The sequence below is a fragment of the Acidovorax sp. T1 genome, assembly GCF_002176815.1.
Taxonomy (GTDB): domain Bacteria; phylum Pseudomonadota; class Gammaproteobacteria; order Burkholderiales; family Burkholderiaceae_C; genus Acidovorax.
In genome coordinates this window covers 3,806,673-3,820,000 of the sequence record NZ_CP021648.1, presented here as the reverse complement: position 1 = coordinate 3,820,000, position 13,328 = coordinate 3,806,673, and the positions used below count along the sequence as shown (strand labels likewise).

Here is a 13,328-nt window from a genome sequence, read left to right as displayed (position 1 = left end):
GCTGCGACTGTTTAATAAAAACACAGCACTCTGCAAACACGAAAGTGGACGTATAGGGTGTGACGCCTGCCCGGTGCTGGAAGATTAAATGATGGGGTGCAAGCTCTTGATTGAAGTCCCAGTAAACGGCGGCCGTAACTATAACGGTCCTAAGGTAGCGAAATTCCTTGTCGGGTAAGTTCCGACCTGCACGAATGGCGTAACGATGGCCACACTGTCTCCTCCTGAGACTCAGCGAAGTTGAAATGTTTGTGATGATGCAATCTCCCCGCGGAAAGACGGAAAGACCCCATGAACCTTTACTGTAGCTTTGTATTGGACTTTGAACAGATCTGTGTAGGATAGGTGGGAGGCTTTGAAGTGAGGACGCTAGTTCTCATGGAGCCAACGTTGAAATACCACCCTGGTGTGTTTGAGGTTCTAACCTAGGTCCATTATCTGGATCGGGGACAGTGCATGGTAGGCAGTTTGACTGGGGCGGTCTCCTCCCAAAGCGTAACGGAGGAGTTCGAAGGTACGCTAGTTACGGTCGGACATCGTGACGATAGTGCAATGGCATAAGCGTGCTTAACTGCGAGACTGACAAGTCGAGCAGATGCGAAAGCAGGACATAGTGATCCGGTGGTTCTGTATGGAAGGGCCATCGCTCAACGGATAAAAGGTACTCTGGGGATAACAGGCTGATACCGCCCAAGAGTTCATATCGACGGCGGTGTTTGGCACCTCGATGTCGGCTCATCTCATCCTGGGGCTGTAGCCGGTCCCAAGGGTATGGCTGTTCGCCATTTAAAGAGGTACGTGAGCTGGGTTTAAAACGTCGTGAGACAGTTTGGTCCCTATCTTCCGTGGGCGCTGCAGATTTGAGGAAGCCTGCTCCTAGTACGAGAGGACCGGAGTGGACACACCTCTGGTGTATCGGTTGTCACGCCAGTGGCATTGCCGAGTAGCTAAGTGTGGAAGAGATAACCGCTGAAAGCATCTAAGCGGGAAACTCGTTTCAAGATGAGATCTGCCGGGGCCTTGAGCCCCCTAAAGAGTCGTTCAAGACCAGGACGTTGATAGGTCAGGTGTGGAAGCGCAGTAATGCGTTAAGCTAACTGATACTAATTGCTCGTGAGGCTTGACCCTATAACTTTGATAGCCAACACATCAAGCAGTGATGTTTGTGTGCAAAGCTCAAAGATTGTTATGCCAAGTTGACGCAGTCAAAACACATAAAATCTGATTCCAAACTCTATGAATTCGCCAGGCAGTTCACAAAACTGCCCAGCACCAAGTTATGCCTGATGACCATAGCAAGTTGGTACCACTCCTTCCCATCCCGAACAGGACAGTGAAACGACTTTGCGCCGATGATAGTGCGGGTTCCCGTGTGAAAGTAGGTCATCGTCAGGCTCTTACAGCCCAGTAACGCCCCACTCAAACTTTGAGTGGGGCGTTCTGCTTTGGAATCTCACAATCGCCTGCACCACCGCACCTATCGTATCCGTCCGGCCACCCCATCTACCTCGAATGAGCAATTGCAAGCACCATCGTGTCCACGTAAACCATCGTGCACACCATGTCTCAAGAGATCCCCAACTCGCGCTCCCGTGTCCCCCGCACACGCCGGGTCTACAGCGCGCAATTCAAGGTTGAACTGATCGCCGCGTGCCAGCAGCCCGGCGCATCAATTGCCGCCACAGCACGTGAACATGGCATGAATGCCAATGTGCTGCATCGCTGGCTCAAGGAGCATCGTCTGGGCCTTCACCAGCCCACCTGCGATACCGCGCATGCTGTGGCGTCCGGCATCGCCCCGCACTGCGACGATGCAGCGGCTGAGCCAATGGCCAATGCACAGCCTGTTCGTGCCCCGGCGCATCTGCCTCATGCCAGCACCGTGCCCGCCTTCATCGCGATGACGCTGGGCTCGCCGGCGATGGGGCCTCAGCCAGCGGGTGCGCAAGCTGCCCCAAGTGCTGCATCGGCAACTCCCTCATCAGACATCCGCATCGAGTGCTGTCATCACGGCACCCTCGTGACGGTCAATTGGCCGGTGGCCGCTGCTGGCGAGTGTTCCCGCGCATTGCAGGGTTTGCTCCAGGTGCTGCGGCAATGATCCGTATCGACGCTGCCTGGCTTGCCACGGCCCCGCTGGACATGCGCGCCGGCACCGACACGGCGCTGGCCCGGGTGGTCAGCGTGTTCGGTGCTGCCCACCCTCATCACGCCTACCTGTTCGCCAACAGACGCGCCAACCGCATCAAGGTGCTGGTGCACGACGGCATCGGCATCTGGCTGGCCGCTCGCCGCCTGCACCAGGGGAAGTTCGTCTGGCCGGCGCCAGGCAATGAGCAGTGGCAGTTGGAGCCTGTCCAGCTTGACGCCCTGGTGCTGGGCCTGCCCTGGCAACGCATGGGAAACGCCGGCATTATCACCATGGTCTGAAGCCGGCGCGCAATCGGTGGATCTGCGCATGGCAGCGCAGGGCCTTCCTTGGCACACTGGCTGCCATGGTGGTGCAGCAACAATCCCTGAACAATCTCAGCGCAGAGCAACTGCGCGAGATGGTTGCCAGCCTCATGGGCCACGTGAGCGACAAGGACGCGCAAATCGCCCGCCACCAAACCGAACTCAAGCACAGCCAGGCGCTCAACGCCAAGCTCACCCACGAGAACGCGCTCTTGAAGCGCATGAAGTTCGCGGCCCAGTCCGAGCGCTTCAACGCCGAGCAGCGCAGCCTGCTTGAAGACGAGATCGAGGCCGACCTGGCAGCGGTCGCCGTCGAGATCGAGCAACTGCAGCCGCCTGCGCCAGCGCCCCAAGCCAAACAGCAACCCAAGCGCCAGCCGCTGCCGGCCAACCTGCCGCGGCGCGAGATCCGCCACGAGCCTGAGTTGACTACCTGCGCCTGTGGTTGTGCGATGAAGCGCATCGGTGAAGACGTGGCCGAAAAGCTGGACTATGTGCCCGGCGTGTTCACGGTGGAGCGCCACATCCGTGGCAAGTGGGCCTGCGCACAGTGCGAAACCATCACCCAGCCGCCGGTCGAAGCGCATGTGATCGACAAGGGCATCCCCACCACGGGCCTGCTGGCCCAGGTGCTGGTGGCCAAGTACGCCGACCACCTGCCGCTATACCGCCAGGAAGCGATCTTTGGACGCGCCGGTCTGGCCATCCCCCGCTCGACTCTGGCGCAGTGGGTCGGCACCTGCGGCGTGCGGCTGCAGCCGCTGGTCGATGCGCTGAAGGCGGAGATACTCAGCCGCAGCGTGCTGCACGCCGACGAGACGCCGGTGCAAATGCTCAAGCCTGGCAAAGGCAGCACCCACCGGGCTTACCTGTGGGCTTACGCACCAGGCGCCTTCGAAGACATGAAGGCCGTGGTGTACGACTTCTGCGAGTCAAGAGCAGGCGAGCATGCCCGCAACTTCCTCGGAGACTGGCGCGGCAGCCTGGTATGCGATGACTTCAGCGGCTACAAGGCTGGGTTTGCCAATGGCATCACGGAAGCGGGTTGCCTGGCGCACGCGCGGCGCAAATTCTTTGACCTGCACGCGGCCCACAAAAGCCAGATCGCCGGGTTCGCGCTGGAGCAGTTCGCCAAGGTCTACGACATCGAGCGCGAGGTCAAGGAATTGAACACGGATCAGCGCCAGGCCATCCGGCAGCAGCACACCAAGCCATTGCTAGCTGCACTGCACGAGTGGATGCTGCTACAGAGACAAAAACTGCCCGACAGCTCGGCCACGGCCAAGGCGCTGGATTACAGCCTGCGGCGCTGGACTGCACTGACGCGCTTCGTTGGTGACGGGCAACTGCCGGTGGACAACAACTGGATCGAGAACCAGATCCGGCCGATCGCCATTGGCCGCAACAACTGGCTGTTCGCCGGCAGCCTGCGAGCAGGCCAACGTGCGGCCGCGGTGATGAGCCTGGTGCAGTCGGCGCGCATGAACGGGCATGACCCCTATGCCTACCTGAAGGACGTGCTCACGCGCTTGCCCACGCACCGGGCCAGCAGGATCGAAGAATTGCTGCCGCATCGCTGGCAGGCCCCGAACTCCTGATCAATACCTGTGCGGCCGGCTGCGGTCAACATGGGATTGCCGCGCGCTTACGCTCCTTGAGCCAGCGATGCAGCACATTGGCATTCATGCCGTGTTCACGCGCCGTGGCGGCAATCGATGCGCCGGGCTGCTTGCACGCGGCGATCAGTTCAGCCTTGAACTGTGGCGTATAGGTGCGGCGCGTGCGCGGCACCGAATAACGAGGGGAGTGAGAATCTTTGAGCATCGTGTGCACGGTTGTTTCGTGGACGCGATCTTGCTCGGAGGTCTGCGCAGCCTCAAGATGGGATTACGGGCCCCATACGAGCAATCGGATGCTACGGCCATCCTCAAGCTGGTCATGCATGAAGTCCATGGACCAGACCTCGTTGCAGGTTTCGGGCACTGTCAGAGGCTCAGGCTTCTCACGCACCAACCGCTTGCGAGGCTTGATACGCAGGTTCAGCTCCAACTCCCGGTAGACGCGATAAACACGCTTGTGGTTCCATACGAAGCCTCGCACATTGCGCAGGTACAGGAAGCAAAGGCCAAAGCCCCAGTTGCGGTTGTTGTCGGTCAAGCGCAGCAGCCACAGAGCGATCTCATCGTCCTCAATATTGCGGCGGGCCTCGTAGCGATAGCAGGCTTGACTGATCTGAAACGCCTGGCAAGCAGCCCGGATCGATAGTCCATGTTGCTGCACTGCATGTTGAGCCATCTCGCGTCGGCGAGATGGCTTCACCACTTTTTTGCGAGAGCCTCAGAGACAACCTCGGCCTTGAGCTTTTCCTCGACATACATCTTGCGCAATCGCCGGTTCTCCTCCTCCAGCTCCTTCATGCGCGCCATGAGCGAGGCGTCCATGCCACCGAACTTGGCTCGCCACTTGTAAAAAGTCGCCGAGCTGATTCCCAGTTCACGACACAGCTCGGGGACGGTCAGTCCGGCCTCTGCCCGCTTGAGTACGTCGATGATCTGGCTGTCGGTGAAACGCGATTTCTTCATGGTAGAGATTCTCCTGTAAGACTCTCTACTTCTCAGCGCACTGGATTTGCGGGGGGATTACCGGAGCGGCAAATACATTGGCAACTGGAGTTCAAGTTTTCAGAAGGAAGTCAAATGATTGAGATCCAGATGCTCGTCGGTGGTGAGCGCAGAAGCACCTCCAGCGGGGCTGCTTTTGAGCGGAGAAACCCGCTGGACCACAACGTCGCAACGCGCGCACCCGCTGCCAGCACCGCCGATGCGGTCGCTGCCGTCGATGCTTCCCGCATGGGCCTCCATTGGGCCCGGCGAGCGCCGCAGCCTCCTTCTGAAGGCATCCGATGCACTCAGGGCCAAGGCCGAAGCGATCACCGAAGCAATGGCTTCCGAGATAGGTGCTTCGGCGATCTGGGCGGGCTTCAATGTATCGCTGGCTGCTGACATGTTGGTCGAGGCCGCATCTCTGACCACACAAATCGATGGGCAACTCATCCCTTCCAACGTTCCTGGCAGCGTGGCGATGGCGGTGCGTCAGCCTGTTGGCGTGGTGCTTGGCATCGCGCCGTGGAATGCGCCGGTCGTCCTCGACGTTCGCGCGATAGCGACCCCACTGGCCTGTGGCAACACGGTCATCCTCAAGGGGTCCGAGATCTGCCCGGCTACGCATGGCCTGATCATCGATGCCATGCAGGAGGCAGGCCTGCCCGCAGGCGTCGTGAACTTCGTGACCAACGCACCCGCCGATGCTGCGGCCGTGGTGGAAGCCATGGTCGCCCACCCTGCGCTGCGGCGCGTGAATTTCACTGGCTCGACAAAGGTGGGAAAGCTGGTTGCGCAGACCTGCGCCACGTACCTGAAATCCGCTGTCTTGGAACTGGGCGGCAAGGCGCCCTTTGTGGTTCTGGCGGACGCGGATATCGAGGCCGCCGTGAATGCAGCAACATTCGGCGCGTTTTCCAACTCCGGGCAAATCTGCATGTCGACCGAGCGGATCATCGTGGACGAGTCCATCGCGGATGCCTTCATAGAGAGGCTGGCCACTCGGGCCGCGAGCCTGCCGCTGGGTGATCCCCGCCAAGGGCCGGTGATGCTGGGCTCGGTGGTAGACATGCCGACCGTGGACCGCTGCAACGCTCTGATTGATGACGCGTTGACAAAGGGAGCTCGACTTGTGTGTGGCGGCAAAGTCTCCAGCACGCTGATGCCGGCCACGCTGCTGGATGGTGTCACGCCGCAGATGCGTGTCTTCCAGGATGAGACCTTTGCACCAGTCAAAGCGATCGTTCGAGTCAAAGGTGTGGAGGAGGCCGTGGCCTGCGCAAATGACAACGAGTTCGGGTTGGCTGCCGCGGTATTCGGCCGCGATGTCGCGCGTGCCTGGCAGGTCGCATCCCGAATCGAGTCGGGCATCTGCCACATCAACGGGTCCACCGTGCACGACGAAGCGCAAATGCCCTTCGGAGGCGTCAAGGCGTCTGGATACGGCAAGTTCGGCATCCGCATCTGAGGAGGGGCGTCGCATCATGAAAAAACTCAAGCCACCTTTCCATGTCTTGCCCGTCATGACCACTCTGGTCGGATTACTTGCCGGTGCGAGCGCTTACGCGGAAGGGCATTACGTCGCCGGGGTTGAAGGCATTCAGGCCGCATCCGCGCCCCCGCCCGGGGACTACTATCTTGCGTATCTGGTGCACTACGACATCGACAACTTTCGAGTCCCCGGATCGGATGCGAAGTTGCCGGGTAGCAATACCGGGAGTGTTACCGCGCTCGCAAACCGATTCATCAAGATCACGAACGTCAAAGTTTTCGGTGCGGACTATGGCTTTGAAGCCATTGTTCCAGTGATCAGGACGTCGCTTGATATACATGCAGTTGGATTGAGGGACAGCGGTACCGGCATCGGGGATGTCTACCTTGGACCGTTGGTGCTTGCTTGGCACGGCACCCGCTGGGACAGCGTAGCTGCCGTCGGGGTCTGGCTGGACACGGCAAGCACAAGTAGCCCCGGAGCACCTGGCAAGGGATAAAAGTCTGCCATGCTTACCGGGGGAGGAACTTACTATTTCGATCAAGAGAAATCGGTGACCGGATCCGTACTCTTTCGATACGAGCGTCATGGCCGAAAAGCTTCTGGTGTACGTCCTGGCCCCGATGGCCAGGTCAAATTCCCCCACCCTTGGCCACCCCAAATTCCCCCAGGCAGGACGGTCGGATTATGACGACTCGGGTGTGATGGCGATGCGTGCAGCGGCCTCCTTGAGGCGGTAGCTCTTGCCCTCGAACTCCAGCATCGCGCAGCGGTGCATGAGGCGATCCAGGATGGTGCTGGCCATGGTGGCGTCGCCGAGGTATTTGCCCCAGTCCTGCACCACGCGGTTGGACGTGATGAGAACAGCGCGGCGCAGCTTGTAGCGCTGGTGCACGATGGCCTGTAGGACTTCAGCGGCATGCTCGCTGATGCGTCTGGCCAGGAACAGGTCATCGAGGACGAGCAGGTCCGGCGCGACCCAGTCCTTGAGCAGCTCGGTGCGCTCTGCCGTAGTGGCCAGCGCGTAACGGGCGAACTCGGTGTCGGCTTCCAGGTAACGCACGTCATAGCCCTGCAGCGTGGCCTGGTAGGCCACGGCCTTGGCCACATGGCTCTTGCCGGTGCCCGGCTTGCCGATGATCAGCGCGTTGGCCCCCTCGCCGATGAACTTCAGGGTGTGCAACTCGAAGCAGGCGCTGCGCGGCAGCTTCGGGTTGAAACGCCAGTCGAAGTCAGCCAGCGAGGGGCGCTCATCCAGACCCGAGCGCTTGAAGCGGCGCTCGGTCAGGCGAGAGCGCCGGCGGTCCAGCTCGTCTTGCAGCATGGCGGCGAAGGTCTCCAGGAAAGGCTGCTGGGCGGCCTGGGCCTGCATCACGCGGGTGGACAGGGTCTCGGCGATGCCGGACAGGCGCAGCTCGCGCAGCGCGCGTTCGATCTCGATCATGTTCATGGCTGAACTCCCGGTGCGTTGGTGGTGTTGTTGGTGGTGGTGGTGGTGGTGGTGGTGGTGGTGTTTGCCGTGGCGGCGGCGAGCGCGAAGAGATCGCTGTACTCCTCAGCGTCTCGGATGAGCTCATGCTGCTGCGTCAGCGCGTGGGCACCGGCGGCGGGTGCTTCGCCGCAGGTAGCCTCGATGGCCGCCATCGCCTGGGCAAAGAGGGCTTCGGTCAGCGCCAGCACGCGCTTGTAGCTGTAGACCCCTTGCTCCAGGGCCTGGGCGCAGGCGGCATTGATGCAGTGCGCCGGGTAACGGCGCATGAGTCCCACAATGCCCCAGAGCTTGCGCTGCCCGACACGACCCTCGATGGCAAAGAGCAGCTCACACAGCCGGCTGGCGTGCTCACCAATCTCGCCGGCCTGACGCAGGATCAGGCGGGTCTCGCGAGACGGATTGAACACCCGCTCCTCCATGGGCAGAATCACCGTGCCGGGACGCTCGGCCTTGGCGTGGGTGCGCAGCAAGGCACGGGTGTGCATGTCACGAATCTCGATGCGCTGGGCGTAGATGCGCACCAACACCTTGGAGCCGATGTTCGCCGGGCGAGCGGCGTAGCTGCTGTGATCCACCCGCACACAGCTGTCGTCGCAGACGGTGCGCACCGCCTCGTCGAAATACTGCATTCCCAGCACTGGCAGGGGTTTGAGGTGGCTGCGCTCTTCCTCGAACATGGCCTGCACCTGGCGTCGCTCGGTGCCGTGGATGCGCTTGGATGCCCAGCTCTTCTCCCAGTGCGCCAGGAACTCGTTCTGGGCCTCGATGGACTCAAAGCGCCGGCCCTTCAAGGCCGTGGCCTGGGTATGGCCGATGGCATGCTCCACCGTGCCCTTGCGGTTGGGGTCTCGCACCCGCGCCGGGTCGGCCACCACGCCGTAGTGCGCCAGGGCGGCGGCGTACACCGGGTTGAGATCGGGCTCGTACAGGTCGGGCTTGAGGACGCCTTCCTTCAGATTGTCCAGCACCACGTACTGGGGGCAGCCCCCGAAGTACCGCAGGGCCCGCTCGTGCAGCTCGGCCCAGATCTGCTGGCTGGACTTCCAGACCACGCACCGGAAACTGGCACGGGAATACCGCAAGGTGGCCACGAACAGGCGGGGCTTGCGGTACCGGTCGCTGCCGGGCACGCGGGTGGGCGCGCCCTCGCCGTAGTCCACCTGCATCTCCTCGCCGGGCAGGAAGGACAGGCGATCGAACTGCTCGGGCTCCTTGTGCCGCAACTTTGCACAGAAGCGTTTGACCGAGTTGTACTGGCCATCAAAGCCGTGCTGGTCGACCAGGTCCTGGTAGATGGCCGTGGCGTTTCGCTTCAGCCGCAGCTGGGCTTCGATGAACTCGCGCCAGGGTTCGCACAGGGAGGTGGCCACCGGCCCAGGAGCCGGTGGCCAGGGTGGGGGAATTTGACCTGCCGAGCCGGTGGCCACCCCGGGGGAATTTGACTGCAGTTGCTCCAGCCAGCGCTGGTGGTAGCTCCTGACCGTCTTGCGGTCGATGCCCGTGATGCGGGCGATCTCGCGTTGCGATGTGTTGCGCTCCAGCAGTGTCTCTATGGTGGCGCGTTGGTTGGACTTCAAGACATTCACTCCTTGGCCTTCCCTCGGGGAAGACTGGATCAATGTCCTGCCAACAGGTGCCGACGACGCCGGCGTTAAACCCCTATCCCCGATCAGTTCAGGTGGGGGAGTTTGAGGTGGCCATAGACGGGGGAATTTGGGTGGCCATCAGGGGTCCTGGCGATCAATTGTCGATGGAATGGGGCGTTGGAAAAAACTTCGGGCAGTATTCGCTGGGCGTGGTGGGTTACAGCCAATGGCAATTGGGCAACGACTCAGGCGCGCAGGTGAGTCAAGGCAATTCCCAACGCCATGCTGTCGGCTTGGAGGTGAACTACCCCGTTGCGGCGGCAGGAGTCTTTCTGAAGGGTGCGTTCTACAAGGAGTTCAGCGTCCGCGGTGGGTCTGGGGCTGAACCGGCTGGCAACCTATTTCGAGTCACTGTGGTCAAGCCTTTCTGACCTGTGCAACCATTGCTCAAAATCCTGTTGAGCCGTTCCTTTTCCCACATGGAACCATGCAGGTGTCTGCCTGAGCGATAAGAGCTTGCTCGGCAGCTGCCGGTGAATTCATCGACGGCTTGCGGAGCAAGCGAAGCACTGACATTGCTGGATGTTCCAATGCCGCGGCAGAGGTGTCGCTTGGGCGTTCTCGAAAGGCAGGAGCGACCATCAGAAGCTGGCCGAGCTTCGAATGATCTTTCTACTTGGCTAGTTTCGTTGCCGCTGTCTTCAGGCGAGCAGAAAAATCCAGTGTGGTGGGCTTAGGTTGAATTCCTCGGCGTGAAACCAGATAGAGGTCCAGGTACACCACCGGATCTATCAGCATGCTGATCTGCAGACCGTGCCGCTTGCATTCCTCGATGGCGAATGAGGGGATAACGGCATGACCCAGACCCGCACGCGTCATGGCGATCAGTGTGCCAATGAAGTGAGCCGTTTGGCACTTTCCATGGACATGCCCGATCCGGGTGAGATGGGTTTCCACCAGCGATTGGATCGGGTTATCCGGCGGTAGACCGATCAACGGGAGATCACGCAGACTGGACCAGCCTCGTGATGATCGGCGGCGGCTGTTGGTGGGTGCTGGTGGACTGATGCACATCAGACGAAATCGGCACAGAGGCTGACGCAACAGACCAACTGCCGGTTTGACGAAGAAACCCAGGCCGATATCCGCTTCACCGTCCAGAACACGCTGCCTGACGGTATTGACGTCGACATCCGCGATAGTGGTGCTGACATGAGGGTGCGAATCGGTGAACTCCCTCACGACGTCTGGCAAAAGGCTCATCGTCACCATGGGAGTCGCCGCTACGTCCAGGCGCGACCGAGTAGCCGCTTCAGATCCTTCGATCGTCGATCCCAGACCTCTCAGGTCCTGGACGATCCGTTGGGCCACAGGGAGGAGCTGACGGCCAGCGTCCGTGAGCATAACGGATCTCGGGCTGCGGTCGAACAAACGAGCGCCCATCTGGTCTTCCAGATCCTTTATCAGCATGCTCATGCCTGATTGGGACATGGGGATTTGCTCGGCTGCCTTGGAGAAGCTCCGGAGTCGAGCGACCTCGAGAAAGGCCTGCAGTTGGCGGCTGCTCACATGCATCAGTTTTTCCGATGGATGCATCAGTATGTTCCGTTTGATTGATTGTTGACCATCAACTCTAATCCAAAACGCCAAGGAGACAAAGAGTGAAGTCTGCATGGAATATGGCCCGCGCAAGCGGGGTGTGTGTTGCGAGAGCGGCGCTGAGTCAGCGCTTTATCGCTAAATCGGAGAAGGTGAAATGAACAGCATTCAGTGCGTGGACGAGACCGAGGTTGTGATCGTTGGCGGAGGACCCGTCGGCATGGGCCTGGCCATCGATCTTGGTCAGCGCGGCGTGCGCTGCGTCGTGGTAGAGCGGTATTTGCAGCCCCAGCCCATTCCAAAAGGCCAGAACCTGACCCAAAGGACGATGGAGCATTTCCATGCCTGGGGTGCGGAGCGGCAGTTGCGGGCTGCTCGCACGATCCCGCCTGAGTACGGCATCGGTGGCTTGACTGCCTACGGGACGTTGCTTGGACCGTACTCTTACGACTGGCTCCAGCGCGATCTCGTCCAGCCCTACTACTACGCAGCCAACGAGCGGCTGCCTCAGTACGCTACCGAGGCGGTGTTGCGCAGCCGTGCAGCGGAACTGCCAAAGGTGCGGACCATGTATGGATGGAGCGCGGAAGCAGTGTCGCAGGACGCTGAAGGCGTGACGGTCGAACTTGCGGAGCGCGACGGAACGGAACGAAAGACTTTGCGGGCGGCGTATGCGGTTGGTTGTGATGGCAGCCGATCGCTTGTCCGAGAGCAGGTCGGGCTCACGCAGACGCGCACAGACCATGATCGGCTCATGGTTCTGTTGGTGTTCCGCTCACCCGAGTTGCATGCATTGCTGGAGCGCTTTCCTGGAAAATCCTACTACAACGTTCTTCAACCGGAGCTCAAGGGCTACTGGAAATTTCTGGGTCGCGTCGATCTCGGGCAGACTTGGTTTTTCCACGCGCCAGTTCCCCTTGGGACGACCGAGAACAACTTCGACTTCCGTGCTTTTTTGCACGAAGCCGTTGGTGCCAAGTTTGAAGTGGAGTTCGAGCACATCGGTTTTTGGGATCTGCGATTCGCCGTTGCCGACAGCTATCGCGCGGGCCGGGTTTTCATCGCGGGCGATGCTGCTCACAGCCATCCGCCCTATGGTGGCTACGGTGTCAATTCCGGATTCGAGGATGCCCGCAATCTGGCCTGGAAGCTTGCAGCCGTGGTTCAGAAACGAGATGGCGATGCACTGCTTGATTCCTACGATGCCGAGCGCAGGCCAGTATTCGCGTCAACTGTGCACGATTTTATTGCGAAGTCGATCGAAAGAGATCGTCAGTTCCTTGATGCTTTCGATCCTGAGGCAGATCGCACTGGCTTCGAGTCAGCATGGCAAGCGCGGGCGCGCGGAGCGATCGGCGAGGTCCATGCGTTCGAGCCGAACTACGAGGGCTCTCCGATCGTTTGGGGTGGGCCGCACGGCATCTGCAGCGTCGTCGGGGAGCATCGGTTCGAAGCGCGGGCGGGGCATCACCTGCCGCCAGCGCCGTTGGCCGACGGCGGCAACGTTTTCGAGAAGTTGGGCGCGGACTTCACTGTGCTGTGCGTTGGGCCATCGGGGGCGGATGCGCGTGCATTCAGCGAAGCTGCTGCTGCACTGGCGGTGTCGTTGAAGCTGATAGTGTTGGCACCGGGCGCGGGTGCAGAGCGGTATGCCTCCAGGTGGGTACTGGTTAGGCCGGACGGGTTCGTTGCGTGGACCAGTCAGGAGGAAATTGTGTCGACACGAACCGCTATGCAGGTCTTGGCGCGCGCCGTCTCGAAATCCGTGACCGATATGGAGGCCTTGGCATGAGGACCGCAACGAAATGCAGCTAACGCCGGCCGGTAGCCGGGATAATTGAGCGACGCCAGTTGCGCTATTTCATCGCAGTAGCGGAAGAGCTGAACTTTACGCGGGCGGCCGAGCGCATCCACATCGATCAGACGCCGCTCTCGCGTGCCGTGCGCGATCTGGAGGACGAACTGGGCGTGCAGCTACTTGCGGCATGACGGTCCCGAGCATGTACTGGCCTTCGCGCCGACGCGCTTGGGGCTGGTGGTGCTCACACTGCTGTCCTGGCCCGGTTCCGCGGTGATCCACGACTGGACTGCCCCTAGGAGTCTGC

The 13,328-nt window shown here is 60.7% G+C and carries 10 protein-coding genes, 2 rRNA genes and 3 pseudogenes (1 of these 15 only partly in view); 10 read left to right on the top strand and 5 right to left on the bottom strand.

The genetic code is table 11. The features are described 5' to 3' along the window. From CCX87_RS17770 to tnpC, 5 genes are all read left to right on the top strand, one after another. A 23S ribosomal RNA gene (locus CCX87_RS17770) occupies positions 1-1,128 on the top strand (it extends 1,751 nt beyond the left edge of the window). A gap of 154 nt (positions 1,129-1,282) precedes the next feature. Then, positions 1,283-1,395 (top strand): 5S ribosomal RNA (rrf, locus tag CCX87_RS17765). Positions 1,396-1,561: 166 nt separating this feature from the next. Beyond that, positions 1,562-2,101, top strand: coding sequence for a transposase (locus tag CCX87_RS17760; RefSeq protein ID WP_087743482.1), 540 nt, complete (start codon positions 1,562-1,564; stop codon positions 2,099-2,101). Beyond that, positions 2,098-2,430: an IS66 family insertion sequence element accessory protein TnpB gene (tnpB, locus tag CCX87_RS17755; protein WP_157667094.1), complete on the top strand. Its 333-nt coding sequence runs from the start codon at positions 2,098-2,100 to the stop codon at positions 2,428-2,430. The genes CCX87_RS17760 and tnpB overlap by 4 nt, the downstream gene beginning before the upstream one ends. 68 nt (positions 2,431-2,498) lie before the next feature. After that, a complete protein-coding gene (gene tnpC / locus CCX87_RS17750; protein ID WP_442857482.1) occupies positions 2,499-4,052 on the top strand; it encodes an IS66 family transposase in 1,554 nt (517 codons plus the stop codon). A gap of 25 nt (positions 4,053-4,077) precedes the next feature. On the opposite strand, the gene CCX87_RS17745 is transcribed toward tnpC, so the two are convergent. Together CCX87_RS17745 and CCX87_RS17740 are read right to left on the bottom strand one after the other, a co-directional pair. Beyond that, positions 4,078-4,278 carry a transposase gene (locus CCX87_RS17745; RefSeq protein ID WP_087747901.1) on the bottom strand — a complete coding sequence of 67 codons (201 nt, stop codon included), beginning with the start codon at positions 4,276-4,278 and terminating at the stop codon, positions 4,078-4,080. A gap of 81 nt (positions 4,279-4,359) precedes the next feature. Then, a pseudogene (locus tag CCX87_RS17740) lies at positions 4,360-5,036 on the bottom strand (transposase); the annotation flags it as partial. Positions 5,037-5,150: 114 nt separating this feature from the next. Here CCX87_RS17740 and CCX87_RS17735 point away from each other — a divergent pair. Continuing rightward, positions 5,151-6,510 (top strand): annotated as a pseudogene (locus CCX87_RS17735) (aldehyde dehydrogenase family protein); the annotation flags it as partial. A gap of 28 nt (positions 6,511-6,538) precedes the next feature. Next, the gene (locus CCX87_RS17730; protein WP_232476442.1) at positions 6,539-7,045 is read left to right on the top strand and encodes a SphA family protein; all 507 of its coding nucleotides are present in this window, start codon (positions 6,539-6,541) and stop codon (positions 7,043-7,045) included. A 186-nt stretch (positions 7,046-7,231) separates the two neighbouring features. Here the strand turns inward: CCX87_RS17730 and istB are convergent, their stop codons facing one another. Both istB and istA read right to left on the bottom strand, forming a co-directional pair. Beyond that, positions 7,232-7,996 carry an IS21-like element helper ATPase IstB gene (gene istB / locus CCX87_RS17725; RefSeq protein ID WP_056269326.1) on the bottom strand — a complete coding sequence of 255 codons (765 nt, stop codon included), beginning with the start codon at positions 7,994-7,996 and terminating at the stop codon, positions 7,232-7,234. After that, a complete protein-coding gene (istA, locus tag CCX87_RS17720) occupies positions 7,993-9,624 on the bottom strand; it encodes an IS21 family transposase (protein ID WP_087747900.1) in 1,632 nt (543 codons plus the stop codon). The genes istB and istA overlap by 4 nt, the downstream gene beginning before the upstream one ends. Before the next feature lie 32 nt (positions 9,625-9,656). Between istA and CCX87_RS17715 the strand changes: the two genes are divergently transcribed. After that, the gene (locus CCX87_RS17715) at positions 9,657-10,055 is read left to right on the top strand and encodes a transporter (protein WP_232476441.1); all 399 of its coding nucleotides are present in this window, start codon (positions 9,657-9,659) and stop codon (positions 10,053-10,055) included. 241 nt (positions 10,056-10,296) lie between these two features. Here CCX87_RS17715 and CCX87_RS17710 read toward each other — a convergent pair whose 3' ends face one another. Next, complete coding sequence (locus CCX87_RS17710) at positions 10,297-11,220, bottom strand: LysR family transcriptional regulator (protein WP_232476440.1); 924 nt, start codon at positions 11,218-11,220, stop codon at positions 10,297-10,299. Positions 11,221-11,380: 160 nt separating this feature from the next. Here CCX87_RS17710 and CCX87_RS17705 point away from each other — a divergent pair, with 160 nt between their 5' ends. Beyond that, on the top strand, positions 11,381-13,015 hold the full coding sequence (locus tag CCX87_RS17705) for an FAD-dependent monooxygenase (protein WP_087747898.1): 1,635 nt from the start codon (positions 11,381-11,383) through the stop codon (positions 13,013-13,015). Between the two features lie 44 nt (positions 13,016-13,059). Further along, positions 13,060-13,200, top strand: a pseudogene (locus CCX87_RS17700) (LysR family transcriptional regulator); the annotation flags it as partial. Positions 13,201-13,328: the final 128 nt, after the last annotated feature.